We start from the raw sequence: 23,213 nt of genomic DNA, 5'->3' as shown, positions 1-23,213 counted from the left end.
GCCCGTGGTTGTTGTCAGAAGCTGAAATCGACCTTGGTCCAGAAGGTCCTGCCTGGCTCGTTGACCGGCTGTGGGTCTGTAGCCGGGTAGCCGAACCCGGCGTTCCCGGCCAGGTTCAAGTGCTCGGCGTAGGTTTTGTCGAACAGGTTGTCGACCCCTGCGCTGAGCTTGAGGTTGTTGTTCACCTTGTAGGCGCCGTTCAGGGAGAACACGCCAAAGCCGGCGCTCTTGTCATAGTCCTTGCCGACCACGTTGCCCTGGTTCTCGGCGATGCGGTTCTGCGCAGCCACCAGCCGCCACAGTGCGCCGACGCTCCACACATCGCGGCTGTAGGTCAGGCCCAGGCGGCTTTCCAGGGGCGGCATTTGCGGTAACGCTTTGCCGTCACTGCTGTTCTTGCCCCACGCATAGGCCAGCGTGCCGTCGGCCTTCCAGTTTTCCGTCAGCTGGTAGGCCGCACCCAGTTCGCCACCCATGATGCGGGCGTCGATGTTCTGCGCCTGGGAAGTGCTCATGCCCATCATGCCGGTGCGGTAGTCGAACAGGATGTAGTCGCGGATCTGCCCCACATAACCCGAAGCCCAGGCTTCAAGGCGTTCGGTGCGGTACTGGATGCCGAAGTCGAGCTGGGTGGTTTTCTCTGGCTTGATGCCGTCGAAGGCATTGGCCGAACCGGGTGGCGCCAGCTTTGGCGAGAACAGCTCCCAGTAGTCGGGGAAGCGCTGGGCATGGCCGAGGCCGATGTAGGTGGTGGCCGGGATGGCTGCCAGATCGTGCTCGTAGCGGATAAAACCGCTGGGCAGGGTGTCGGCGCGGGTATCGCCTTCGGTGGCGCTGCCTTGGCGGAAGTCGCGGGCCGAGGCGCGGTCCAGGCGGGCACCGGTGATCAAACGGTCCTCACCGCTGACGTACCAGGTCAGTTCGCTGAAGGCGCCGTAGTTGTGGAAGTCGGCGTCCTTGCTCCAGGCCTGGCCCTTGTGTGCGTCCACACCCATGCCGCCACGTTGGCGATGTTCGTTGGTTTGCGCGTCGATGCCGCTGATCAGCTGCACATCGGCCCAGCGCCAGGTGGCCTTTATGCGTGCACCCAGGGTGCGGCGATCGACGTTGCTGACCATCGGCATGCCCATCATGCCGCTGCCGGACGGGGTACGCAGGCTGTAGTTGTCCATCACATGATCGGCGTAGTTGTAGTAAACCTGCGCCTCGACCTTGTCGAGCACTTCGCCGAGGTTGGACTTTTCAAACCGCAGGCCCAGGCTTTCACGCTTGAACTGCGAGCCGTCCATGCCGCGCCCGGCATAGCGAGCCTCGCCATCGCCCTTGCCGGCGGTGAGCTCCAGCAGGGTGTCCTGGTCGGGCGTCCAGCCGAGGGCAACATCGCCGTTCCATTTTTCCCAGCGTGACGGCACGGTGTCGTCGTTGCCGTCGTGGTAGTCATCCGACCGTGACTGGTTGCCGACGAAGCGGGCGTAGGCCTGGCTGTTGCCGGCGGCGGCGTCCAGCACCTTGTCGAAGCGGCCATTGGAACCTGCCAGCAGGCTGGCGTTTACGCGGCTGCCGAGGGGGCCGAACTTTTCCGGTTCACGTTCGAAGAGGATGGTGCCTGCCGAGCCGCCCGGCCCCCAGATCACGCTTTGCGGGCCCTTGATCACGGTCAGGCGGTCGTAGGTTTCCGGTGAAATGTAGGAGGTGGGGGCGTCCATGCGGTTGGGGCAAGCGCCCAGCATCAGGCCGCCGTTGGTGAGGATGTTCAGGCGCGAGCCAAACATGCCGCGCAATACCGGGTCGCCGTTGGTGCCGCCTGCACGGATCGCCGAGAAGCCGGGGATGGTCTTCAGGTAGTCGGCGCCGTCGCTGGCCGGCACTGGCTGGCGCGGGTCTTTCGGGTTGGTGACCACGGTCAGTGGCGAACTTGGGGCCACGGCAGTTATCACCGTGGGGCTCAGCTCGGGAGCATCGTGCCCATGGCCTTCATGGCCAGGGTCGGCGGCCAGGGCCACGGGCGCGAGCAACGAGCCGCACACGACGGCGAGGGTCCCACGCAGGGACAAGGCAAAAACAGGGGTGCAGCCGGACATAATGATTCCAGTCGATCAGTCATGAATTAGCGCGAAGCCTCCTGGCTTCGTGCACAAAATATGGGTTCAGACGCTGATCGAGGAAGGCGGGGCGCGGCTGCGCGCACCGGGGAATACAGCCTGCCGGGCATGGCCCTGGTGCGTTGGTGCAAGCAGGTGGGTGGTGGGGGCGACGCTGCCGGCGCTGAGCGGGCTGAGGGCCTGGGGCAGGGCCGGGCAGTTGAACAACAGGCTGCAATAACCGCACTTTTCCCACATCACATGCAGCTGGCCATCGCCGCCGTGGCCGTGATGGGCGTCGCCGCCATGCTCATGGGCAGCCGCCATCGGCATGTCCATCGGCATGCTCATACCGGCGTGGTGGTCCATCGGCATCGACTGGGAAATCAGCGGGCCGATGAAGATCATCCACATGGCGAACAGGCTCAGCCATCCGCCACCGGCGCGCCTGCGGTCAGGGCGGGTGGTACGGCTGATGCTGTTGCGCGGCAGGCTCATGGCGAGTGCCTGTCAGCAGTTGTCAGTGCGCGTGTTCGTGGGCTTGCGGCTGGTCCGCCGGCGCCTGCTTCTGCACGGCCACTTCGACGGTGATGTCGCCGGCCTTTTCGAAATGCAGGGTCAACGGGAAGCGCTTGCCGTCGCTGAGCAGGCTGCGGTCTTTTGGCTGCATCAGCATCACGTGGTAGGCGCTGGGGGCGAAGGTCAGGTCCTTGCCGGCAGGCACCACCACGCTGGGCACTTGCTGCATTTTCATGGCGCCGCTGGCGCTCATGGCATGCTCGTGCAGTTGCGCGTCATCGCTGATGGGGCTGTCGACGCTCAGCAGGCGGTCATCGGCCTGGCCATTGTTGTGCACCACGAAATACGCGGCGACATTGGGGGCGTTGGGGGGCAACTGCAGCGACCAGGGGTGGGCGATGTGCAGGTCGCCCACGCTGTATTCGTGGGCATTGGCAAAGGCGCCGGGCAGCAGCAGGGCGGCCATGACGAGGGCGTGCTTGAGCATGGTGAATCTCCGTTGTGTTCAGGTTCAGGCAGACAGCGTGATGAACTCAGGCCAGCGGAGAGGCACGGGGGTTTAGCGCGGGCCAGAGCTGGCGCGGCGTGGGTTGGTAGTCGGCGGGGGGCGGCAGCAGGCCGGCAAACAGTGTTGGCGGGTTGTGCAGTTGCGGCGGGTAGCCGGGCAGGGCCAGCAGCGGCGCTGCGCCGGAGCAGCACCAGCAATTCATCATGCTGGCGCTGTCGTCGCTTTGCGGGCCGAGGTCGATCTTGGCCAGGGCCTGGACATCGACCTTGGCTTTGTTGGCCATGCTGGAACAGAAAGCCCCCCACAGCAGCTGCTCGGCCGGGCCCTTGGGCACGGCAGAGGCCAGCGGCATGGCCAGCAGGTTGAACAGCACTGCAAGGCAGGCTATCCAGGCGATGGGCCGACGTGGGGGCATGGAGAGATCCGGTCAGGAATCGTGGTGGCTATTGTAAGGCGCAGTATAGGTAAAAAAGGCAGGGTGCGGTGAAGTGACGCAGGTGGTCGGGTATGGGGGCTGCTGCGCAGCCCATCGCGGCACAAGGCCGCTCCTGCAGAAGTGCCGCAGCCTCGAATACTGCGCTGTCATGTGGGAGCGGGCTTGCCCCGCGAATGGCCGCAGAGCGGCCCCGGCAATCTCAAGCCTTGTTGCGGCCCATCAGGCCACGGACGGTTTCCTGCAGATCCGCCGGCAACACCACCACCTTGGCGTTGTTGCTGCTCGCCAGGTTCTCCATGGCCCCGACATAGCGCTCACCCAGCAAATACATCGCCGGCACGGTTTCGTTGCCCACGGCCTCCTTGACCAGCGAAATCGCCCGCGCCGAAGCCTCGGCCAGGCTGATCTGCGCTTCGGCATCCAGCCTGGCGGCCTGCAGGCGAGCTTCCGCTTCAAGGATCGCGGCCTGCTTGGCGCCTTCGGCGCGGGTCACATCGGCTTTGCGCTCACGCTCGGCCGCCGCCTGGCGCTCCATGGCCAGTTGCATGTTTTCCGAAGGCTTGATGTCCTGGATTTCCACCGAGCGCACGGTTACGCCCCAGTCTTCGGTCTGCTCCGACATTGCCTCGCGCAGGCGTGCCTTGATCTGCTCGCGGCTAGACAGCGCTTCGTCCAGGTCCATGGCGCCGACGATGGCGCGTAGCGACGTCATGGTCAGGCTGGTGACGGCGAACGAGAAGTTCTGCACGCCATAGGAGGCCTTCTGCGGGTCGACCACCTTGGCGAAGCACAGGGCGTTGGCAACGATGACGGCATTGTCCCGGGTGATGATTTCCTGCTGCTGTACATCGAGGATGATGTCTTTGGTCGGCAGGCGATAGGCGACCACATCCATGTACGGGATGAGGATGTTCAGGCCGGGCTTGAGCGTGCTGTGGTAGCGGCCCAGGCGCTCGACGATCCACTCCTCGCCCTGGGGCACGATGCGTACCCCCTTGAACACGGTGATCAGAACGAACAGGGCGATGGCGCCGACGACGATGAGGCTGGTCATGATGCGAAATTCCTTTTAGTGCGGATTCAGGCCCGGATGACGCGGGCGATGTTCCCCTCGATGGCGGTCAGGCGCACCCGTTCGCCGGCGGCGATCTGGCTATCGGCGATGCAGGTCCATTCTTCGCTGCCAAGGATCGGCTTCTGGAAACGCACGCGGCCTTTCTGGAACTCCGAAACGCCAGCGGTCAGCAAGCCCACCTCGCCGATCACGCTGTCGGCGGTCCAGCGCACGTCTGGCTGCTTGCGCCGGAACACGTTGAACCACAGCGCGGTGGTGGCCGATGACAGCACGACCCACAGCAGGCCCTGCATGTCCAGTTGCAGGCTGGGGGCGGCAAGCGAGATGAGAGAGACCAGCACGGCACCGATGCCGAACCAGAGGATGAAGAACGTTGGCAAGACCAGTTCGAGCAGGATCAGCGCGATGCCGAAGACCAGCCAGATCCACCATTGCATTTCCATATGGGTGAAACCTTCCGGGGGAGGGGCGTTGAGTTTACGGCAGCAGTACGACCCAGAGCCACGTGCGGGGTTGAAAGAAAGATCCGAAAGGGCTGTAGGGCAACGGTCATATACAGGTTTCAAGACGGGTACGGTCTTCTGTGGGAGCGGGCGTGCCCGCGCAGAAGACGACTCGATGTATGGCACCGGCTTCGCCGGTGTTCGCGGGCTTGCCCGCTCCCACAGGGATCTCTAGCGTGCTTGCGAGATGTGTTGATGCAGGTCGAGTGCTGCTGCCATGTCAGCCTGCGATTCGAATGCGCGGTCAATATCCGGCAACCCCGGGCGCTTGAGGATCAGCACCGGCAGACCAAGTTCCCGCGCTACCTCGAGCTTCGGCTCGGTCGCCACACTGCCGCTGTTCTTGCTGATCAGCACATCGATACTGCGGCGTTGGAACAGTGCCCGTTCATCTTCAATGTTGAATGGCCCACGCGCGCCAATCACTTCGCAGCGCGCGTTTCCAGGGCACGCTTCCAGCGCCCGCAAGGTCCAGAACTGCTCCGGCGGAATCTCGTCCAGATGCTGTAGTGGCTCACGCCCCAACGTGAACAGCGGTCTGCGAAACGGCTTGAGTGCTTCGATCAGCCCTGCCCAGTCCCCGACTTCGCGCCAATCATCCCCCGCTTGCGCCTGCCAGGCCGGGCGGCGCAAGGCCCAGCACGGGATGCCGGCGCTACGTGCAGCACTGGCAGCATTGCGGCTGATCTGCGCGGCATAGGGATGGGTGGCATCGATCAGCAGGGTGATGCCTGCCTCGCGCAGGTAGTTGGCCAAGCCCTCGGCACCGCCAAAGCCCCCGACCCGTACCTGGCATTGCAGGTCCTGCGGCACACGACCGATACCGGCCAGGCTATAGACATGCTGAGGGCCGAGCCGGCGGGCGATGGCGAGGGCTTCGGCGACACCACCCAGTAGCAGGATGCGCGCAGTCATTGCACACCTGCCCGGCCGACGATGCCGCCCTGGCGGTCGATGGCGAACACTTCCACTTGCACAAGCGCCGGCACGACGCTGCGGGCGAAGGCCAGGGCGTGGGCGCACACTGCGTCACCCAAGGCAATGCCGGCCGCATGAGCCAGTGCAAGCGCTTGCTGGCTGGTGTTGGCGCCGATGATGGCTGCCTGCAGTGTTTCGTCAGCGCCAATGTCGGCAGCCCAGCCGGCCAGTTGCGGCAAGTCGATGCTGGAGTGGCGGCTGTGCAGGTCCATGTGCCCGGCGGCCAGTTTGCTGATCTTGCCGAAACCGCCACACAGGGTCAGGCGCGGCACCGGCACCTTGCGCAGGTGCTTGAGCACTGCACCGACAAAATCGCCCATCTCGATCAGGGCGATTTCCGGCAGCCCGTAGACCCGGCGCATGGTGTCTTCGCTGGCGTTGCCGGTGCACGCGGCGATGTGCGTGTAGCCGTTGGTGTGGGCTACATCGATACCCTGGTGGATCGAGGCGATATAGGCCGCACAGGAGAACGGCCGCACGATGCCGCTGGTGCCAAGGATCGACAGCCCGCCGAGGATGCCCAGGCGCGGGTTCATGGTCTTGAGCGCGAGTTGGTCGCCGCCCTGCACATTGACCGTGACCTCGAAACCACCGAGGTAGCCGCACGCGTCGGCCAGGCGTTGCAGGTGTTCAGTGATCATGCGCCGTGGCACCGGATTGATGGCCGGCTCACCCACCGCCAGCACCAGCCCCGGGCGGGTCACGGTGCCGACGCCGGTGCCGGCGACAAAGCGGATGCCCGGCTCGCCCAGCAAGCGCACCTGGCTGTAGAGCAGGGCACCGTGGGTCACGTCCGGGTCGTCGCCAGCATCCTTGAGGGTGCCGGCTTCGGCACGCTCGCCAATCAGGCGGCAGAATTCCAGGCGCATCTGCACCACCTTGCCCTTGGGCAGGGTAATGCTGACGGCGTCGCTGCTTTCGCCGATCAGCAGCAAGCGAGCGGCTGCCAGGCTGGTGGCGGTGGCGCAGCTGCCGGTGGTCAGGCCGCTGCGCAGGGGCGCGGGCTGTTCGCGGGTTTCTTCACGCATCGACGGGTTTCACCACTTCCAGCAGGGTGATCGGCAGCGCCTGGCGCCAGGTGTCGAACGCGCCCAAGGGCTGGGCATGGGCGACATGGATGCGGGTCAGCTCACCACCGTGCTGTTCGCGAAAATGCGCCAGGGCCAGTTCGCTCTGCAAGGTCACCGCGTTGGCTACCAGCCGCCCGCCGGGGCGCAGGTTTGCCCAGCACAGGTCCAGCACGCCTTCGCGGGTGACGCCGCCACCAATGAAGATTGCATCAGGCTGCTCCAGGCCTTGCAGTGCTGCAGGCGCCTTGCCGCAGATCAGCTGCAGGCCGGGTACACCCAGCGCGTCACGGTTGTGTTCGATGAAGCCTTGCCGGCCTTCATCGGCCTCGATGGCCAAGGCGCGGCAGGCCGGGTGGGCGCGCATCCATTCGATGCCGATCGACCCGCAGCCCGCGCCCACGTCCCACAGCAGTTCGCCGGGCTGAGGCGCCAGGCGCGCCAGCGTGATGGCGCGGACATCGCGTTTGGTCAGCTGGCCATCGTGCCGGAAGGCGCTGTCCGGCAGCCCGGCCAGGCGGTGCAGGCGTGGGGCATCGGGCGTGGCCAGGCACTCGATGGCCACCAGGTTGAGCGCAGCGATCTCGGCGTGCGGCCAGTCCTGGGCGGTGCCGGCCAGTTCGCGTTCTTGCTGGCCTCCCAGGTGCTCCAGCACCCGCAGGCGGCTTGGCCCGAAGCCACGCTCGCGCAGCAGCGCGGCAATGGCCGCCGGGCTGTCGCCATCGTTGCTCAGCACCAACAGGCGCACACCGCTGTGCAGGTGGGCATTGAGCGCCGACAGTGGCCGGGCCACCAGCGACACCACCTGCACCTCCTGCAGCGGCCAGCCCAGGCGGGCGGCGGCCAGGGCGCAGGAGGAGGGCATCGACAGCACACGCATCTCACTGGCAGGCACCTGCCGCGCCAGGCTGGCGCCGACACCGAAGAACATCGGGTCGCCGCTGGCCAGCACGCACACTGGCTCGCCGCGCAGGGCCAGCACCGGGCCCAGGGAAAACGGGCTTGGCCAGCCCAGCCGTTCGCCGGGCACGCAGCGCGGCAGCAAGTCCAGCTGGCGCGGGCTGCCGAAGATCCGCGCAGCGCCCAGCAGCGCGCGCCGGGCCTGCTTGCCCAGGCCACTGAAGCCGTCTTCGCCGATGCCTACTACTGTCAGCCAGGGTGCCATGTATTTCATTCCGCCATTTTTTGGGGCCGCTTCGCGCCCTTTCGCGGGCACGCCCGCTCCCACAGGTACAGCGCAGCCATTGAGGGAAGCGATGATCCTGTGGGAGCGGGCGTGCCCGCGAAGAGGGCGACACAGCCCTGAATTTCTCCTCAATCGCTGAGGATGCTCGACCACCGGCTTTTCATGCCGCCGGACAAAGCAGGCATAATACCGCGCCTTCTACACTCAAGCGCATTTTCACAGATTGCCGGACGCCCCTTTGACGCAGGCCCATGCCCCCAACGTTTCGCCCCGCCCCTCGGCCTGCCCGGGGTTGTGGCGTATTGTCAGTGCCCGTGATGGCGGCATCTGCCGCATCAAACTGCCAGGCGGCTTGCTGCTGGCCGACCAGGCCGACGCGGTGGCGACGGCAGCCGAGCGCTTTGCCGGCGGCGTGATCGAGGCCACCAACCGTGGCAACCTGCAGATCCGCGGCATTGGCAACGCACATCGCGCCCTGGTCGAGGCACTGCTCGCAGCCGGCCTGGGGCCGCGCGATGTGGCCGGTGACGATGTGCGCAACCTCATGCTCAGCCCGCTGGCCGGGCATGATCCGGCGATGCTGCTGGATGCACGGCCTTTGGCAGGGCAGATCCTCGACCTGCTGGAAGGCACCCCGCGCTTTCACCAATTGTCGGCCAAGTTTGCCGTGCAGCTGGATGCCGGCGAGCGCCTCGCCATGCTCGAGCACCCCCACGATTTGTGGCTATCGGCCCTGCGTCTGGAGCAGCAGACCTGGCTGGCGTTTGGCCTGGCGGGCTGCCCGGCGGACGGCCAGGTGCTCGGCGCCGTGCCGCTGGCGCAGGGCCTGGCGTTGGTGCGTGCGGTGCTGGAGCGCTTTCTCGACCTGGCCACCCTGACGCAGTCGCGCATGCGCCAGTTGCTCGAGGTGTGCCCGGCAAGCGATTTCGTCGATGGGCTCGGCCTGGACATCCGCCGTGATACCGCCGTGCTCGCCTGGCGCCGTGAACAGCACCGCGCCTCCTGGCTGGGCACGCTGCCGCAGGCAGAAGGCGTTGCCCTTGGCGTAGCCCCGCCGCAAGGCCGCCTGACCCCGGCCATGCTGCGCGGGGCTGCGCGGGTGGCCCGGGAACGGGGCGATGGCAGCTTGCGGCTCAGCCCTTGGCAAAGCCTGGTGCTGACCAACCTGCAAGCACACCACATCGACACCGCCCAGGCCGAACTGTCCGCCCTGGGCCTGCTGTGCCACGACCATGAACCGCTGGCGCGCATCAGCGCCTGCACCGGTGCCAGCGGGTGCGCCAAGGCGCTTGGCGAGACAAAGGCCGACGCCGTTGCCTTGGCCGCGCTGTTGGGCCCTGGCGTGCCCGCCAGCGTGCACCTGTCTGGCTGCCCCCGTTCCTGCGCCGTGGCCCATGTTGCCCCGGCCACCCTGCTGGCCCGCTCGCCGGGCCGATATGACCTCTATCTGCGTGACGCGCGCCAACCGGGCTTTGGCGCCCTGCGCGGCACCGACCTTACCTTGAATGAAGCAGGCGCCATGCTCGACCTGCCGACGGAGCACCTTGATGATTGACTACATCCGCGATGGTCAGGAGATCTATCGCAATTCCTTCCGGATCATCCGTGAGGAAGCCCGACTCGAGCGGATCCCCGCAGACCTCGAAAAGCTCGCCGTGCGCGTGATCCACGCCTGTGGCATGGTCGATGCCATCGATGGCCTGCAGTTCTCCGAAGGCGCCGGCCGGGCCGGGCGCGAGGCGCTGCTTAACGGCGCGCCGATCCTGTGCGATGCGCACATGGTCGCCGAAGGCATCACCCGTGCCCGCCTGCCAGCCGACAACAAAGTCATCTGCACGCTGCGCGACCCAAGCGTACCGGGCCTGGCCAAGGACGCAGGCAACACCCGTTCTGCCGTAGCCCTTGAGCTGTGGCGCCCGTACCTGGAAGGCAGCGTGGTGGTGATCGGCAATGCGCCCACCGCCCTGTTCTACCTGCTGGAGATGATTGACGCCGGCGCGCCCAAGCCAGCGCTGATCCTCGGCTTCCCAGTCGGTTTCGTCGGTGCTGCCGAGTCCAAGGCGATGCTCGCCGCCGACAGCCGTGGCGTGCCGTTCGTGATCATGCAAGGCCGCCTTGGCGGTAGCGCGATGGCCGCCGCTGCGGTCAACGCCCTGGCCACGGAGGTGGAGTGATGGCGCCGCGTGGACGTCTGCTGGGCCTGGGCGTGGGCCCGGGCGACCCTGAACTGATCACCCTCAAGGCCCTGCGCCTGCTGCGCGAAGCGCCAGTGGTCGGTTACTTCGTGGCCAAGGGCAAGCGTGGCAATGCCTTCGGCATCATCGAGGCGCACCTGCACGCGCAGCAGACGCTGTTGCCGCTGGTGTACCCGGTCACCACCGAAGCCCTGCCTGCGCCGCTTTCCTATGAGCAGGTGATCAGCGACTTCTACGACGAAGCCAGCGTGCAGGTGGCCGAGCACCTGGATGCCGGTCGCGACGTGGCGGTGATCTGCGAAGGTGACCCATTCTTTTACGGGTCCTACATGTACCTGCACGACCGCCTGGCGCAGCGCTATGAAGCCGAAGTGATCCCCGGCGTGTGCTCGATGCTCGGGGGCGCCTCGGTGCTGGGTGCGCCGCTGGTGTACCGCAACCAGAGCCTCTCGGTCTTGTCTGGCGTGTTGCCCGCCGAGGAACTCAAGCGCCGCCTGGCCGACGCCGATGCAGCGGTGATCATGAAGCTTGGGCGCAACTTCCCGAAAGTACGCGAAGTACTGACCGAACTGGGCCTGGACGGGCGCGCGCTGTATGTGGAGCGGGCCACCATGGCCAACCAGAAGATCGTGCCGCTGGACCAGGTCGACCCGCAGTCGTCGCCGTACTTCTCGCTGATCATCGTGCCGGGGGAAAAATGGCAGGGCTGAACATCCACAAGGCGCCGGCAATCGTCATTCTCGGCCCAGGCAGCCTGGCGACGGCGCAGCGTATCCAGCAATGTTATCCACAGGCCACGATCCATGGCCTGGAAGGGCGCGTCGAGGGTGCAGACCAATCGTACAGCTCGTTCGGCGATACCCTGCGCGGGTTATACCAGCAGGACACGCCGATCATCGCCCTGTGCGCTGCGGGCATTGTCATCCGCAGCCTGGCCAGCCTGCTCAGCGAGAAGGGCAGCGAGCCGCCAGTTCTGGCCGTGGCCGAGGATGGCAGTGCAGTGGTGCCGCTGCTCGGTGGCCTGGGTGGCGTGAACGTGATGGCACGCGAAATCGCAGAGGCACTGGGCGTTGCTGCTGCGATCACCACCAGCGGCGAGCTGCGGTTCGGCACTTGCCTGCTGAACCCGCCGCAGGGTTATGCACTGGCGGACATCGAGCAAGGCAAGCGCTTTGTCTCTGATTTGCTGGCTGGCGAGGCGGTGCGCATCGAAGGTGATGCGCCGTGGCTGCAACAGGTGCAGTTGCCTGCCAGCGATGCAGCACGGCGAACCATTCATGTGGGGCATCAGGCGCGCCCGGCCAACCGAGACGAATTGCTGATCCACCCCCGCTCGGTGGTAGTGGGGGTTGCAGGTGGCAACCTGAACGGTATTCGAGCTGCATTGCAGCAGGCCGGTATCGCCGAGCCATCTGTTGCCTGTGTGCTGGCGGACGAACAAGCCATGGCCGACAGTGCCTTGCACGAGGCTGCGCAGGCTTTGGGTGTCGCCTTGCGCTTCGCTGCCAGGCCAGGCGATGTGGCCAGCATGGTGGCTGCAGCGTTGCCAGGCGCAGAGTTGATAGAACAGGCCGAAGTGGTCATCGCAGTGGCGCCGGCGCCGGTGGATGCCGCGCAGGTCGGCCGCCGTCGTGGCCGGCTGGCGGTGATCGGCCTCGGCCCTGGCGCTGCCGAGCTTATGGTGCCGGCGGTCAAGGCCGAGCTGGCACGCGCCGAGGATATCCTCGGCTACGAAACCTACGTGCGCATGGCCGGGCCGTTTCGTGACGATCAGGTGCTGCACTGCACCGACAACCGTGAAGAAATGCAGCGCGCCCGGCATGCCTTCGAGCTGGCGGCCCAAGGCCGTTCGGTGGTGGTGGTCTCGTCGGGCGACCCAGGCGTGTTCGCCATGGCCGCTGCAGTGCTTGAAGCGCTGCACGAGTCCAGTGACCCCGCCTGGCATCGCGTCGACCTTGAGATCCTGCCTGGGGTGTCGGCCTCGCTCGCTACCGCTGCGCAGGCGGGTGCACCGCTGGGGCATGACTTCTGTGTGATGTCGCTGTCGGACAACCTCAAGCCCTGGTCGATCATTGAAAAGCGCCTGGACCTGGCGGCCCAGGCGGACCTGGTGCTGGCCTTCTACAACCCGATTTCCAAGTCCAGGCCGCACCAGCTCGGGGTGGCACTTGAGGTTGTGCGTCGCCACCGCGAGGGGAACACGCCTGTAGTCCTTGGCCGCGACATCGGTAGGCCGGGGCAGACGCTGAAGGTAGTCACCTTGGCCGAGCTGCTGCCGGAAATGGTCGATATGCGCACCATGGTTTTGGTCGGGTCCTCTACAACCTGTGTATTCCCTCGCCTGTCGGGTGGGGTGTGGGCGTACACGCCGCGTTGGTACCCCACCGCCAACTAGTTGCGTCGGAAACCCTTCAGCGCGCTTCGTGGCCAACGCGCTGGCTAAGGTGGTTGCCCCTGACTCAAGGGGCAACCATCAAGGAGTTTCCAATGTCCGATGCAACACAAGTCACCACCACCAACGCTGCCATCCTGGTAGAAGGCAACCTGCTTGCCTGCGGCGCGGGCATGTCTGCGCAAAGCCGTCACGATGTGAAGAATGCCTTCCACTTCGCCACGCTGGTCGCCGACAAAGCCTTTAACGCCGAAAAGCAGAGCCGGGAGTGGTACGACAAATTTATCGACGTCATGCGTGACCTTGGCTTCACCATCCCACGCCGTACCTTCGAACTTGAAACTTCGGCGGAACTGTCTGTCACCGTCGGCGCCGTGGCGATCCGCGCGATCGGTGTGGTGGGCAATGCGATGCTGGGCGGCACGAAGTTGGGCGAAGTGGCAAAGCTGGCCTTCGACAAACTGACCACTGTCGAAAACGATGCCAAGGTGCTTGATCACAAGCGCAAGAACAAGGCCAGGGGCATGGTCGGCATGGCGGCCTGCATTGAAACCGAAAACAACGATGTGGTCATGGTGGTGAGCTGCATCCAGGCCTCTGCCCCGCAACTGGACGACGACGTGCTGGGTATCCAGTGGAAGCTGGACAAAACCTCGTACTACGCCGGTACGGCAGTGCTCACGCTCAACAACTTCGTCTACGACAAAGTGCGCGAAACCGTAGAAAACAAACTTGGCGTGCGCAGCGTCGAGAACGTTCTCGAGTACGACATCTGATTGCTCGGCGGCGTCGTCGCAACGCCGCCTTGTTCGGTTCTTTGTGATGAGGTAACACGATGGATAGAGCAGCTGAGCAATTGATGTTGATTGGCGGAACAGCATTGCTGTATTCGCCGGGCACGGTCGAGGCACAACGCCAGGCCGCTTTTGATTCAATCCTTTACGCACAGTTGGTGGCCAACAAGCACGCCGGTTCACGCATCGACAATTATGAACGCTGGTATGCCGCGTATCGCGAGGCTTACCGCCAATTGGGCTGGATCAAGCTGGCCAGCACACATGACCTCAAGCAGTTGGGGCGACCCGTGCGCAACGCGCATATACAGCCACTTGAAGCCTGGCTGAAAATTCGCTCGTTACGCCATGAGGCCGTGCTGGCGGGAATCAAGTCGGGCCTCGCTCGATCTGCTGAGGGCTTGCGGCACCTGCTGAAGTTCAGCGCACACGACCAGGCCCAGTCCTCCACGCTGGTCATCGAACTCGGCGTACTCAAGCCGGGACCGACACTGGACCTGTGCAGCATCTCGATGCAAATCGACCAGCCACTCTCGCTGGTCTCGATGGCGACATTTACGAGCGAACACGTGCTTGATGGCGAAGCCGAGTTCAATGGCGTCTCTCTGGCGTTGGATGAAGGGCGCTTCCAGCACCAGCGTGGTGAATTGCAAGCCTTGATGCAAAGCAAAGACGCACAAGCTGCTTACCGCTTTGACCCTTACGCGCAACCTACAGGAGCAGCATCATGAGTGAAGCCACGTCTGCCGTGATCGGCGCCGGGATCGTTTCCTTTTTGCCAGGCATTGATGCCGCGCAGAAAGACAAGGTGAAGCTGGCCCTGGCGATGGCCGAACGAGCCACCGATACCGCTTACAAGGAGGGGCTGATAAAAGACTGGTTCGCTTATTACCGTAACCAGCTCAAATTCATGGGGTGGGATGCCGTAACGGCCGAGCAGATCCATTGGCCGGACAAGACGCGTACGCAGCAGACGGATCAACTGCTGCAGACGCTGTCCAAAACGGCCGGAGACAGCTTTGCTACATCGGTGAAAGTGTCTATTCAAACATTGCTGAAGAAGCCATCGGTGCTGAAGGAACTTGAGACAAAGGCATTCGAGAGGCAACACTTTCAAGTGTTGGCCTGCGCGCCGGCTGGCAACAACCGGGTTGATATGGTGGTTTACCACGAAGCGGACAAACAGTCTGTTTTCAGTGCAGGGTTCATCAGCCGCAAGCGCAGTCACAAGAATGTGCGTGCGGAACTGGTACGGTTCAATATTCTGGCCTTTGAGAACAGCGTATTGCCAAAAGTCCAGGAAAGCGTCGTCAAGGTGTCCCAGGCGCGCATTCATGACTATGCCATCTAAGGCACCAGATACCCTTTGATCCCGGTAAAAATGATCTGCGCCGCCAGGGCACAGACGAACAGCCCCATCAGACGGCTGACGATCTGCAGGCCCTGGTCGCCAAGGATCCGCTCGATACCGTGCGACAGGTAAAGCACCAGGCCGACGGTAAAGCTGGCCAGCGCGATACTGACGATGGCCAGCAGTTTGTCGTCCCAGTGCGGTTGGCTCACACCCATCACCAAGAGGGCACCGATGGTACCGGGGCCAACCGTCAGCGGAATGGTCAGCGGCACGATCGTCACGTCCTGCTGCACGTTGTCGGCCTGTACCGCCGGCTTGCCCTGCGCCATCCCCAAAGCCGAAATGAACAGCACGCTGCCGGCCCCGATGCGGAAGGCGTCGGCGGTAATGCCGAAAATACCGAAGATCACCCGACCGAACAGGTAGAGCAGCACGCTGGCGACCAGGGCTGCGAAAGCGACCTTCCAGGCCAGTTGCTTGCGCTCCTTGCTGGAGTGGCCGCGGGTCAGGCTGATGAAGCACGACAGCACGAAGAACGGGCTGTAGAGCACGAGCATTTTCAGGTAGACGCTGAACAACTCATGGAGCATGAGCGCTGGTCCTCGGAAACTCAAAAAGGTTGCGCAATTATTGTGGGTGCGGGCCGTATTGATCTGGTGATCAGTGTTCACTGCACGACAGCGTAGTCTAGGAAGTAGGCGCCGGGTCCACCTTGGCTTCCCGGTGATTGGCCCAGTACTGGATCAGTTCGCGCAATTGCGACAGCTCGACCGGCTTGGCCATGTGCCCGTCCATGCCCGCCAGCCGGGCGCGTTCCTTGTGTTCTGTAAGAATGTGCGCGGTCAGTGCCACTACCGGGGTGCGCTGGCGCTGGTTGGCGGTTTCCCACGCACGCAGCTGCTGGGTGGCCGAGAAACCGTCCAGAATGGGCATCTCGCAGTCCATCAGCACCAGGTCATAGCGCTGGTTTTTCATTGCCTGCAGGGCCTCCTCGCCATTGCAGGCGGTGTCGGGCTCAAGGTTGAGCTTGCCGAGCATGCCGCGTATTACCTTGGTCGAAATGCTGTTGTCCTCGGCGACCAGCACGCGGAAGTCGCCTGGCAGGTCCAGTGCCTGCGGGATACCGGGCAGGCTGGCCGGCACCGCCTGATCGCGGCCGCGCTGAGCCAGTTCTTCGGCCAGGGTGGTTTTGAGTGTGTAGCCGGCCACCGGCTTGGCAAGTATCCGTTTGACCCCGGCGTTGCGTGCGATGACCTTGCTCGGTGCATTGCTGATACCGGTGAGCATTACCACCAGAATGTCGTGGTTCAGACTCGGGTCTTCCTTGATCTTGGCGGCCAGTTGCATGCCGGTCATGCCCGGCATGTTCTGGTCCAGCAGCACGGCGTCGAAGTAGTCACGCAGGTGCGCCTTGGTGCGTAACAGGGCCAGCGCTTCCTTGCCCGAAGGCACCGCGCTGACGTTCATGCCCCAGGCGCTGCATTGTTGCACCAGCACCTTGCGGCAGGTGTCATTGTCGTCCACCACCAGCACGCGGGCATCGCGCAGCGGGCTGTCGAGATCGGTTGGTGGCTGCTCCAGGCGAGAGGGGTCCAGCGGCAGGGTCAGCCACAGGGTGTTGCCCATGCCGGTGCTGCTCTTGATGCCGAACTCGCCCTGCATCAGGCCGATCAGCTGTTTGGCAATGACCAGCCCAAGGTGGCCGCCCAGCTTGTTGCTGGACAGGAAGTGGTGGCTGTGCAGCTCGGCTTGCAACAACGCTTCACGGTCTGCGGCGGCCAACGGTTCGCCGCTGTCCTGCACAGCGATGCGCAGGCGCGGTAGCTCACCCCGTTGGTCCAGTGCCACTACCAGCAGGATTTCGCCCTGATCGGTGTTTTTCAGGGCGTTTTCCAATAGGCTCGACAAGGCCTGGCGCAGGCGTGTCGGGTCGCCACTGATCACTCGCGGTACCTGCGGCTGTGTGAAGCTGATCAGCTCGATGTTCTGCTGCTCGGCCTTGGCGCGGAAGATGTTCAGGCAATCCTCGATCAGTGCATTGAGGTCGAACTGCACGTCATCCAGCTCGATCTGCCGGGACTCCAGTTTGGAAATGTCGAGAATTTCGTTGATCAGTGTCAGCAGCTCGTTGCCGGCACTGTGGATGGTCTGCACATAGTCGCGTTGCTTGACTGACAGCGGTGTGCCCAGCAGCAACTCCGTCATGCCCAGCACGCCGTTCATGGGGGTGCGGATTTCGTGGCTGATCTTGGCCAGGAACTCGGCCTTGGCGTTCATTTCGGCATCGCTGGCGGCCAAGGCGCGGCTGGCGCTGAAGCGCTCTTCGCTCATGCGGCGCAGGCGTTCGCTGACTGCCAGGTTGAGCAGCAGGCCGCTGGCCACGGCCAGCCCCAGCAGAATGCACAATAGCCAAGGCGTAGCGGTACGGGTCAGGCCCAGCAGTGCCGGCAGCAGCACCAGGCCACCCAGGTTGAACACCACCATGGCCAGGCTGAACAGCCGGCCGGGTGCATAGCCCCGGTACCAGTGGTAGCTGCTGACCAGCAGCATGCTCACGCTGCCCAGCGCCAGCAAGGCGTAGGTCATCAGGTTGAGGGGCAGGGTGTCGACGAACAGCAGCACCAGCCCGCTGACCCCGACCACCAGCATTTCGCCCTGCAGCAGGCGGTTGATCCGCGGCGAGTTGCACGGGTTGAAGAAGTGCTGGGTGAAATACAGCCCCGCCAGGCCGGCCAGTACCAGTGTCAGGTAGGCGGCCGGGGTTTGCGCGTTGTGCCACACGTGCCACCAAGGGCCGCTGAGGTTCAGCAGGATCAGGCCGCTGAGCAGCATCAGGCTGTGGTAGAGCGCCAGGATCAGGGTGGTGGTGGAGTGGCTGTAGAGGAAGCGGATCAGGTTATGCAGGATCAGCATGACCAAGCCGCCGAACAGCATGCCGAACAGCAGTGGCTGGCTATGGTCCGAGGCGGCTACGGCCGCAGGTTCAAGGCTGATGGCCGGGCGCAACTGGTGCTCGGAGACCAGGCGCAGGTAGATGTCCAGTGGTTGCCTGCTGTTGGGCAGGGGCAGTACATGGTCGCTGCCACGCAGGGTCGGGCTGGCATTGCCGGCCTGGCGCCCGTGGTGCAACTGACGCAGAAGTTGGTCGCCCTGGAGGGCGTATAGGTCAAGCCCAGACAGGTCGGGGGCGAATACCCGAAGCAGTTGCTCCTGGTCGCCTGGTTCCAGGCGGTAGTGCAGCCACAAGGCCTGCTCCGGCGGAGCGGCATCCAGTTCGGCAAGTACCAGCGGGCTGAACTGGTTGCGATAACGCTCGGAGCGTACATCGCTAAGTTGCAGGTTGGCCTGTTCGTCGAGCAGAACGGTCCAGCCTCCGTCATGCTCGGCTGCAGCCGGTAACATGAAGAGCAAGGTCAGCAAGGTGACGATCAGAGCTGAGGCAATCCGAAGCCGACGCACTACGAAATCCCTTCTTAGCCGATGTGCCGGGTACTAACTATGCGCGGCGCGCCAAGTCGAAGGCAAGGCCCGTGCCGGGCCTTGTCGACGAGCCGGATGCCGTGCGCCGGGCGGTTGACAGCCCCGGGCGGCACGGCGTTCCGGTAGTGCTTACTGCTGGTGTTCACCGCGCTCGCGGGCGATGGCCCGGTAGCCGATGTCAGTGCGGTAGAAACTGCCGTTCCAGCTTACTTCCCTGGCCAGGCGGTAAGCCTGCTGCTGCGCATCGGCAACCGTGCTGCCCATTGCCGTGGCGCACAGCACGCGCCCGCCGTTGGTGACCACTTGGCCGTCCTTGAGCGAAGTACCGGCATGGAACACCTTGCCTTCGATCTTGGCTGCTGCGTCCAGGCCGCTGATCACGTCGCCCTTGGCGTAGTCGCCCGGGTAACCGCCAGCCGCCAGCACAACGCCCAGGCTCGGGCGTGGGTCCCACTGGGCTTCGACCTTGTCCAGCGCCTTGGCGAAGGCGGCTTCGATCAGCAGCACCAGGCTCGACTCCAGGCGCAGCATGACCGGCTGGGTCTCTGGGTCGCCGAAGCGGCAGTTGAACTCGATGACCTTGGGGTTGCCCGCCTTGTCGATCATCAGGCCAGCATAGAGGAAGCCGGTGTAGACGTTGCCTTCCTCGGCCATGCCGCGCACGGTTGGCCAGATCACCTGGTCCATCACCCGCTGGTGCACGTCGGCGGTAACGACCGGGGCAGGGGAGTAGGCACCCATGCCGCCCGTGTTCGGGCCGGTGTCCTGGTCGCCGACGCGCTTGTGGTCCTGGCTGGTGGCCATGGGCAGCACGTTGTGGCCGTCGACCATGACGATGAAGCTGGCTTCTTCGCCGTCGAGGAACTCTTCGATCACCACGCGCGAACCGGCTTCACCGAAGGCATTGCCGGCCAGCATGTCACGCACGGCGGCTTCGGCTTCTTCGAGGGTCATGGCGACGATGACGCCTTTGCCCGCAGCCAGGCCGTCGGCCTTGATCACGATCGGCGCGCCTTTTTCTTGCAGGTAGGCCAGGGCCGGCTCGATTTCGGTGAAATTCTGGTAGTCGGCGGTCGGGATCTTGTGACGCGCCAGGAAGTCCTTGGTGAAGGCCTTGGAGCCTTCCAGCTGCGCTGCACCCTTGGTTGGGCCGAAGCAGTCCAGGCCACGGCTGCGGAACAGGTCGACCACCCCGATGACCAGTGGTGCTTCCGGGCCGACGATGGTCAGGTCGACGTTTTTCTCGGCAAAGTCGGCCAGTTGTTCCAGGGCGCATACGTCGATGGCGACGTTCTCGCACTTGGCTTCAATGGCGGTGCCGGCGTTGCCTGGGGCAACGAAGACTTTCTCCACGCGTGGGTCCTGGGCAACTTTCCAGGCCAGGGCGTGCTCACGGCCGCCGCTGCCGATGATCAAAACTTTCATGTCAAAACCTCGAATTCTTTCGGGCGCAAGGCGAAGCCTCACGCTGTACGAGGTCGCAATGAAGCAGGTAGATGCAAGGCGGGGCCGGTTCCGATGAGCGGAGTTGCCTTCTGGCAATGAGCATCAGCGGAACCGGCCCCAACGCAGCAGATGCCTGCTTCAGTGCGGCCGATTGCCGTAAATCAGTGGCGGAAGTGGCGCATACCGGTGAATACCATCGCGATACCGGCTTCGTCAGCAGCAGCGATGACTTCGGCATCACGCATCGAGCCACCCGGCTGGATCACGGCGCTGATACCCACTTTAGCGGCATTGTCGATGCCATCACGGAACGGGAAGAACGCATCCGATGCCATGACCGCGCCCTGCACCTGCAGGCCAGCATGCTCGGCCTTGATTGCAGCAATACGCGCGGAGTTGACGCGGCTCATCTGGCCTGCACCCACGCCGATGGTCTGGCGCTGCTTGGCGTAGACAATGGCGTTGGACTTGACGAACTTGGCCACTTTCCAGGCAAACACCAGGTCGTGGATTTCTTGCTCGGTCGGGGCACGTTTGGTGACGATCTTCAAGTCATCGGCGGTGATCATGCCGATGTCGCGGCTTTGTACCAACAGGCCGCCATTGACGCGCTTGAAGTCCCAGCCGGCAGCGCGTTCGGCTGGCCACTCGCCGCATTCCAGCAGGCGTACGTTTTGCTTGGCAGCCACCACGTCGCGGGCAGCCTGGGAAATTTTCGGCGCGATGATCACTTCGACGAACTGGCGCTCGACGATGGCCTTGGCAGTTTCGCCGTCCAGTTCGCGGTTGAAGGCAATGATGCCGCCGAAGGCCGACTCGGTGTCGGTGGCGTAGGCCAGGTCGTAGGCCTTGCGGATGCCGCCTTCGTCTTCAGGCACAACAGCCACGCCACACGGGTTGGCATGCTTGACGATGACACAGGCCGGCTTGACGAAACTCTTCACGCACTCCAGCGCGGCGTCGGTGTCGGCCACGTTGTTGAACGACAGCTCCTTGCCTTGCAGCTGGATGGCAGTGGAAATGCTCGCTTCGCCTTTTTTGGCTTCTACGTAGAACGCCGCGCTCTGGTGCGGGTTCTCGCCGTAGCGCATTTCCTGGGCCTTGACGAACTGGCTGTTGAAGGTACGCGGGAATTCGCTGCGTGCGGAAGTCGAAAGGGTGTCCTTGGCCTGGTCGATGGTGCCCATGTAGTTGGCGATCATGCCGTCGTAGGCGGCAGTGTGCTCGAACGCCTTGAGCATCAGGTCGAAGCGCTGGGCGTAGGTCAGGCCGCCGGCCTTCAGGCCTTCGACAATGCCGGCGTAGTCGCTGGCGTTGACCACGATGGCGACATCTTTGTGGTTCTTGGCTGCCGAACGGACCATGGTCGGGCCGCCGATGTCGATGTTCTCGATGGCGGTTGGCAAGTCACAGCCAGGCTTGGAAATGGTGGCTTCGAACGGGTACAGGTTGACCGCAACTAGGTCGATCGGCTTGATACCGTGCTCGCTCATGATGGCGTCGTCGGTGCCGCGACGGCCCAGGATGCCACCGTGGATTTTCGGGTGCAGGGTCTTGACCCGGCCATCCATCATTTCGGCGAAGCCGGTGTAGTCGGCCACTTCCACCGCGTTCACGCCGTTGTCCTTGAGCAGCTTGTAGGTGCCGCCGGTGGACAGGATCTCGACACCGAGCTGCTGCAGCTCACGGGCGAATTCGAGGATACCGGTCTTGTCGGAGACGCTGATCAGGGCGCGGCGGACTGGCAGGCGGGTAGTCTGGTCGGTCATTTCGGGTTCCAATAACGCGGTGGAGTCTGCAAAAAAGGCGCCTCTGTTCAGGGAGCCGCCTTTTCTGGTTGGGATTCTGGCTTACAGCAAGTCGTACTGCTTGAGCTTCTTGCGCAGGGTGCCTCGGTTCAGCCCGAGCATCTCGCTGGCCTTGGTCTGGTTGCCCTTCACGTAATTCATCACGCTTTCGAGCAGGGGCGCCTCCACTTCGGAGAGCACCAGGTTGTACACGTCCGTGACGGTCGCGCCTTCCAGGTGGGCGAAGTAGTTGTGCAGCGCCTTCTCGACGCTGTCGCGAAGGGTCTGGCCCTCTTCGCTCGGCGTGTTGAGGTGCTGTTTCAGGTTGGCGTTGTCGCTCACGGGCGTTGTTCCACTCACAAATGTCTCTGTCATCATCGTCATGCGGCCACCCCTTGTCCGTCCTCTGTCCCAAGGCTCTGTCGACGTTCACTGAAAAACGCGCGAACGTTGGCGCACTGCGCTTGTGTGTCTTCCAAAGCGTTGAACCGGGAGCGAAACTCCTTGCCGCCGGGTCGTGTTGCCAGGTACCAGCCAACGTGCTTGCGGGCGATACGTACGCCCATCACATCGCCATAAAAGGCATGCAACGCGGCCAGATGCTCCAGCAGGATGCGTTCCACTTCGTCCAGTTGCGGCGCTGGCAGGTGTTCGCCAGTGCGCAGGTAATGCTCGATCTCGCGAAAGATCCATGGCCGCCCTTGGGCTGCCCGGCCAATCAACAAGCCGTCGACCCCGGTGGCATCCAGCACCGCCCGGGCCTTTTCTGGCGAGGTGATATCGCCATTGGCAAAGACCGGGATCGACACCGCTTGCTTGATGGCTGCGATGGTGTCGTATTCGGCTTCGCCGGTGTAAAGATCGGCACGTGTACGGCCATGCACCGCCAGCGCCTGGATGCCGGCCTGTTCGGCAATTTTCGCCACGTTCAGGCCGTTCTTGTTCGCCCGGTCCCAACCGGTGCGGATCTTCAGGGTCACCGGGACGTCCACAGCGCCGACCACGGCGTGGAGGATCTCGCTGACCAAAGCTTCATCTCTCAATAAAGCAGAGCCTGCAGCTTTGTTGCAGACTTTTTTTGCCGGGCAGCCCATGTTGATGTCGATGATCTGGGCGCCCGCTTCGACGTTGGCCTTTGCTGCTGCAGCCATCATCTGCGCGTCACCACCGGCGATCTGCACCGAGCGTGGCTCGGGATCGCCTTCATGGATGCGGCGCAGGCTCGACTTGCGGCTGTTCCACAGGCTCATGTCGCTGGAGACCATCTCCGATACCACCATGCCTGCGCCCAGGCGCTTGCAAAGCGTACGGAAAGGTTGGTCCGTGACCCCGGCCATGGGCGCGAGGATCAGGTTGTTACGTAGTGTGTATGGGCCGATGCGTACCGCCGACATAGGTGATCCCTGTTGTGG

At 64.0% G+C, this 23,213-nt stretch carries 22 protein-coding genes; 7 read left to right on the top strand and 15 right to left on the bottom strand.

The features are described 5' to 3' along the window. Nucleotides 1–14: 14 nt before the first annotated feature. The 9 genes from LU684_RS17020 to LU684_RS16980 form a co-directional block, all read right to left on the bottom strand. Nucleotides 15–2,081: a TonB-dependent copper receptor gene (locus LU684_RS17020; protein WP_016489396.1), complete on the bottom strand. Its 2,067-nt coding sequence runs from the start codon at nt 2,079–2,081 to the stop codon at nt 15–17. Between the two features lie 66 nt (nt 2,082–2,147). Beyond that, the gene (locus LU684_RS17015) at nt 2,148–2,579 is read right to left on the bottom strand and encodes a DUF2946 domain-containing protein (protein ID WP_016489395.1); all 432 of its coding nucleotides are present in this window, start codon (nt 2,577–2,579) and stop codon (nt 2,148–2,150) included. Between the two features lie 22 nt (nt 2,580–2,601). Next, nucleotides 2,602–3,087, bottom strand: coding sequence for a copper chaperone PCu(A)C (locus LU684_RS17010; RefSeq protein ID WP_016489394.1), 486 nt, complete (start codon nt 3,085–3,087; stop codon nt 2,602–2,604). Nucleotides 3,088–3,133: 46 nt separating this feature from the next. Continuing rightward, on the bottom strand, nt 3,134–3,523 hold the full coding sequence (locus LU684_RS17005; protein ID WP_016489393.1) for a DUF2946 domain-containing protein: 390 nt from the start codon (nt 3,521–3,523) through the stop codon (nt 3,134–3,136). Nucleotides 3,524–3,743: 220 nt separating this feature from the next. Then, complete coding sequence (locus tag LU684_RS17000) at nt 3,744–4,598, bottom strand: SPFH domain-containing protein (protein WP_016489392.1); 855 nt, start codon at nt 4,596–4,598, stop codon at nt 3,744–3,746. A gap of 26 nt (nt 4,599–4,624) precedes the next feature. After that, entirely contained in the window at nt 4,625–5,062 is a 438-nt protein-coding gene (locus LU684_RS16995; protein WP_095116477.1) for an NfeD family protein, read from the bottom strand. A 231-nt stretch (nt 5,063–5,293) separates the two neighbouring features. Beyond that, nucleotides 5,294–6,037, bottom strand: a complete 744-nt coding sequence (locus LU684_RS16990) for a cobalt-precorrin-6A reductase (RefSeq protein ID WP_232894844.1) — start codon at nt 6,035–6,037, stop codon at nt 5,294–5,296. Then, the gene (locus LU684_RS16985) at nt 6,034–7,128 is read right to left on the bottom strand and encodes a cobalt-precorrin-5B (C(1))-methyltransferase (protein ID WP_016489389.1); all 1,095 of its coding nucleotides are present in this window, start codon (nt 7,126–7,128) and stop codon (nt 6,034–6,036) included. The genes LU684_RS16990 and LU684_RS16985 overlap by 4 nt, the downstream gene beginning before the upstream one ends. Further along, nucleotides 7,121–8,332, bottom strand: coding sequence for a bifunctional cobalt-precorrin-7 (C(5))-methyltransferase/cobalt-precorrin-6B (C(15))-methyltransferase (locus LU684_RS16980; RefSeq protein WP_016489388.1), 1,212 nt, complete (start codon nt 8,330–8,332; stop codon nt 7,121–7,123). Before LU684_RS16980 ends, LU684_RS16985 begins: the two co-directional genes overlap by 8 nt. A 244-nt stretch (nt 8,333–8,576) precedes the next feature. On the opposite strand from LU684_RS16980, the gene cobG reads away from it, so the two are divergent. The 7 genes from cobG (at nt 8,577) to LU684_RS16945 (ending at nt 15,085) form a co-directional block, all read left to right on the top strand. Beyond that, complete coding sequence (gene cobG, locus LU684_RS16975; protein WP_102689308.1) at nt 8,577–9,908, top strand: precorrin-3B synthase; 1,332 nt, start codon at nt 8,577–8,579, stop codon at nt 9,906–9,908. Continuing rightward, nucleotides 9,901–10,527 carry a precorrin-8X methylmutase gene (locus LU684_RS16970; protein ID WP_016489386.1) on the top strand — a complete coding sequence of 209 codons (627 nt, stop codon included), beginning with the start codon at nt 9,901–9,903 and terminating at the stop codon, nt 10,525–10,527. The genes cobG and LU684_RS16970 overlap by 8 nt, the downstream gene beginning before the upstream one ends. Continuing rightward, nucleotides 10,527–11,258, top strand: coding sequence for a precorrin-2 C(20)-methyltransferase (locus tag LU684_RS16965; RefSeq protein ID WP_232894843.1), 732 nt, complete (start codon nt 10,527–10,529; stop codon nt 11,256–11,258). The genes LU684_RS16970 and LU684_RS16965 overlap by 1 nt, the downstream gene beginning before the upstream one ends. Then, nucleotides 11,246–12,943, top strand: a complete 1,698-nt coding sequence (cobJ, locus tag LU684_RS16960; RefSeq protein ID WP_232894842.1) for a precorrin-3B C(17)-methyltransferase — start codon at nt 11,246–11,248, stop codon at nt 12,941–12,943. The genes LU684_RS16965 and cobJ overlap by 13 nt, the downstream gene beginning before the upstream one ends. A 92-nt stretch (nt 12,944–13,035) precedes the next feature. Next, nucleotides 13,036–13,716 carry a hypothetical protein gene (locus tag LU684_RS16955; RefSeq protein ID WP_016489383.1) on the top strand — a complete coding sequence of 227 codons (681 nt, stop codon included), beginning with the start codon at nt 13,036–13,038 and terminating at the stop codon, nt 13,714–13,716. 59 nt (nt 13,717–13,775) lie between these two features. Then, nucleotides 13,776–14,465 carry a hypothetical protein gene (locus tag LU684_RS16950; protein WP_031312560.1) on the top strand — a complete coding sequence of 230 codons (690 nt, stop codon included), beginning with the start codon at nt 13,776–13,778 and terminating at the stop codon, nt 14,463–14,465. Next, entirely contained in the window at nt 14,462–15,085 is a 624-nt protein-coding gene (locus LU684_RS16945; protein ID WP_016489381.1) for a hypothetical protein, read from the top strand. The genes LU684_RS16950 and LU684_RS16945 overlap by 4 nt, the downstream gene beginning before the upstream one ends. Here LU684_RS16945 and LU684_RS16940 read toward each other — a convergent pair. The 6 genes from LU684_RS16940 to dusB form a co-directional block, all read right to left on the bottom strand. Continuing rightward, nucleotides 15,082–15,678 carry a MarC family protein gene (locus LU684_RS16940; RefSeq protein WP_016489380.1) on the bottom strand — a complete coding sequence of 199 codons (597 nt, stop codon included), beginning with the start codon at nt 15,676–15,678 and terminating at the stop codon, nt 15,082–15,084. The genes LU684_RS16945 and LU684_RS16940 overlap by 4 nt on opposite strands. Nucleotides 15,679–15,775: 97 nt before the next feature. After that, nucleotides 15,776–18,547, bottom strand: coding sequence for a hybrid sensor histidine kinase/response regulator (locus LU684_RS16935; RefSeq protein WP_023049271.1), 2,772 nt, complete (start codon nt 18,545–18,547; stop codon nt 15,776–15,778). A gap of 150 nt (nt 18,548–18,697) precedes the next feature. Next, nucleotides 18,698–19,993: a phosphoribosylamine--glycine ligase gene (purD, locus tag LU684_RS16930; RefSeq protein WP_016489378.1), complete on the bottom strand. Its 1,296-nt coding sequence runs from the start codon at nt 19,991–19,993 to the stop codon at nt 18,698–18,700. Nucleotides 19,994–20,175: 182 nt separating this feature from the next. Further along, the gene (purH, locus tag LU684_RS16925) at nt 20,176–21,783 is read right to left on the bottom strand and encodes a bifunctional phosphoribosylaminoimidazolecarboxamide formyltransferase/IMP cyclohydrolase (protein ID WP_016489377.1); all 1,608 of its coding nucleotides are present in this window, start codon (nt 21,781–21,783) and stop codon (nt 20,176–20,178) included. Between the two features lie 81 nt (nt 21,784–21,864). After that, entirely contained in the window at nt 21,865–22,185 is a 321-nt protein-coding gene (gene fis / locus LU684_RS16920) for a DNA-binding transcriptional regulator Fis (RefSeq protein WP_012274390.1), read from the bottom strand. Then, on the bottom strand, nt 22,182–23,195 hold the full coding sequence (gene dusB, locus LU684_RS16915; protein WP_016489376.1) for a tRNA dihydrouridine synthase DusB: 1,014 nt from the start codon (nt 23,193–23,195) through the stop codon (nt 22,182–22,184). Before dusB ends, fis begins: the two co-directional genes overlap by 4 nt. Nucleotides 23,196–23,213: the final 18 nt, after the last annotated feature.

The organism is Pseudomonas sp. NMI542_15 (genome assembly GCF_021283425.1).
In the GTDB taxonomy this organism is placed as follows: domain Bacteria; phylum Pseudomonadota; class Gammaproteobacteria; order Pseudomonadales; family Pseudomonadaceae; genus Aquipseudomonas; species Aquipseudomonas fortuita.
Note: the sequence above shows the minus strand (reverse complement) of the source record. Positions and strands in the feature narration are given on the sequence as shown.

Excerpts from the sequence above, each read along its gene's own strand:
- LU684_RS16965 (WP_232894843.1), top strand. The coding sequence starts at position 10,527 with ATGGCGCCGCGTGGACGTCTGCTGGGCCTGGGCGTGGGCCCGGGCGAC.
- LU684_RS17015 (WP_016489395.1), bottom strand. The coding sequence starts at position 2,579 with ATGAGCCTGCCGCGCAACAGCATCAGCCGTACCACCCGCCCTGACCGC.
- LU684_RS17010 (WP_016489394.1), bottom strand. The coding sequence starts at position 3,087 with ATGCTCAAGCACGCCCTCGTCATGGCCGCCCTGCTGCTGCCCGGCGCC.
- LU684_RS16995 (WP_095116477.1), bottom strand. The coding sequence starts at position 5,062 with ATGGAAATGCAATGGTGGATCTGGCTGGTCTTCGGCATCGCGCTGATC.
- LU684_RS16950 (WP_031312560.1), top strand. The coding sequence starts at position 13,776 with ATGGATAGAGCAGCTGAGCAATTGATGTTGATTGGCGGAACAGCATTG.
- purH (WP_016489377.1), bottom strand. The coding sequence starts at position 21,783 with ATGACCGACCAGACTACCCGCCTGCCAGTCCGCCGCGCCCTGATCAGC.
- LU684_RS16940 (WP_016489380.1), bottom strand. The coding sequence starts at position 15,678 with ATGCTCCATGAGTTGTTCAGCGTCTACCTGAAAATGCTCGTGCTCTAC.
- LU684_RS17020 (WP_016489396.1), bottom strand. The coding sequence starts at position 2,081 with ATGTCCGGCTGCACCCCTGTTTTTGCCTTGTCCCTGCGTGGGACCCTC.
- LU684_RS16985 (WP_016489389.1), bottom strand. The coding sequence starts at position 7,128 with ATGCGTGAAGAAACCCGCGAACAGCCCGCGCCCCTGCGCAGCGGCCTG.
- LU684_RS16945 (WP_016489381.1), top strand. The coding sequence starts at position 14,462 with ATGAGTGAAGCCACGTCTGCCGTGATCGGCGCCGGGATCGTTTCCTTT.
- LU684_RS16980 (WP_016489388.1), bottom strand. The coding sequence starts at position 8,332 with ATGGCACCCTGGCTGACAGTAGTAGGCATCGGCGAAGACGGCTTCAGT.
- LU684_RS16970 (WP_016489386.1), top strand. The coding sequence starts at position 9,901 with ATGATTGACTACATCCGCGATGGTCAGGAGATCTATCGCAATTCCTTC.
- cobJ (WP_232894842.1), top strand. The coding sequence starts at position 11,246 with ATGGCAGGGCTGAACATCCACAAGGCGCCGGCAATCGTCATTCTCGGC.
- LU684_RS16990 (WP_232894844.1), bottom strand. The coding sequence starts at position 6,037 with ATGACTGCGCGCATCCTGCTACTGGGTGGTGTCGCCGAAGCCCTCGCC.
- LU684_RS17005 (WP_016489393.1), bottom strand. The coding sequence starts at position 3,523 with ATGCCCCCACGTCGGCCCATCGCCTGGATAGCCTGCCTTGCAGTGCTG.
- fis (WP_012274390.1), bottom strand. The coding sequence starts at position 22,185 with ATGACGATGATGACAGAGACATTTGTGAGTGGAACAACGCCCGTGAGC.
- LU684_RS17000 (WP_016489392.1), bottom strand. The coding sequence starts at position 4,598 with ATGACCAGCCTCATCGTCGTCGGCGCCATCGCCCTGTTCGTTCTGATC.
- dusB (WP_016489376.1), bottom strand. The coding sequence starts at position 23,195 with ATGTCGGCGGTACGCATCGGCCCATACACACTACGTAACAACCTGATC.
- purD (WP_016489378.1), bottom strand. The coding sequence starts at position 19,993 with ATGAAAGTTTTGATCATCGGCAGCGGCGGCCGTGAGCACGCCCTGGCC.
- LU684_RS16955 (WP_016489383.1), top strand. The coding sequence starts at position 13,036 with ATGTCCGATGCAACACAAGTCACCACCACCAACGCTGCCATCCTGGTA.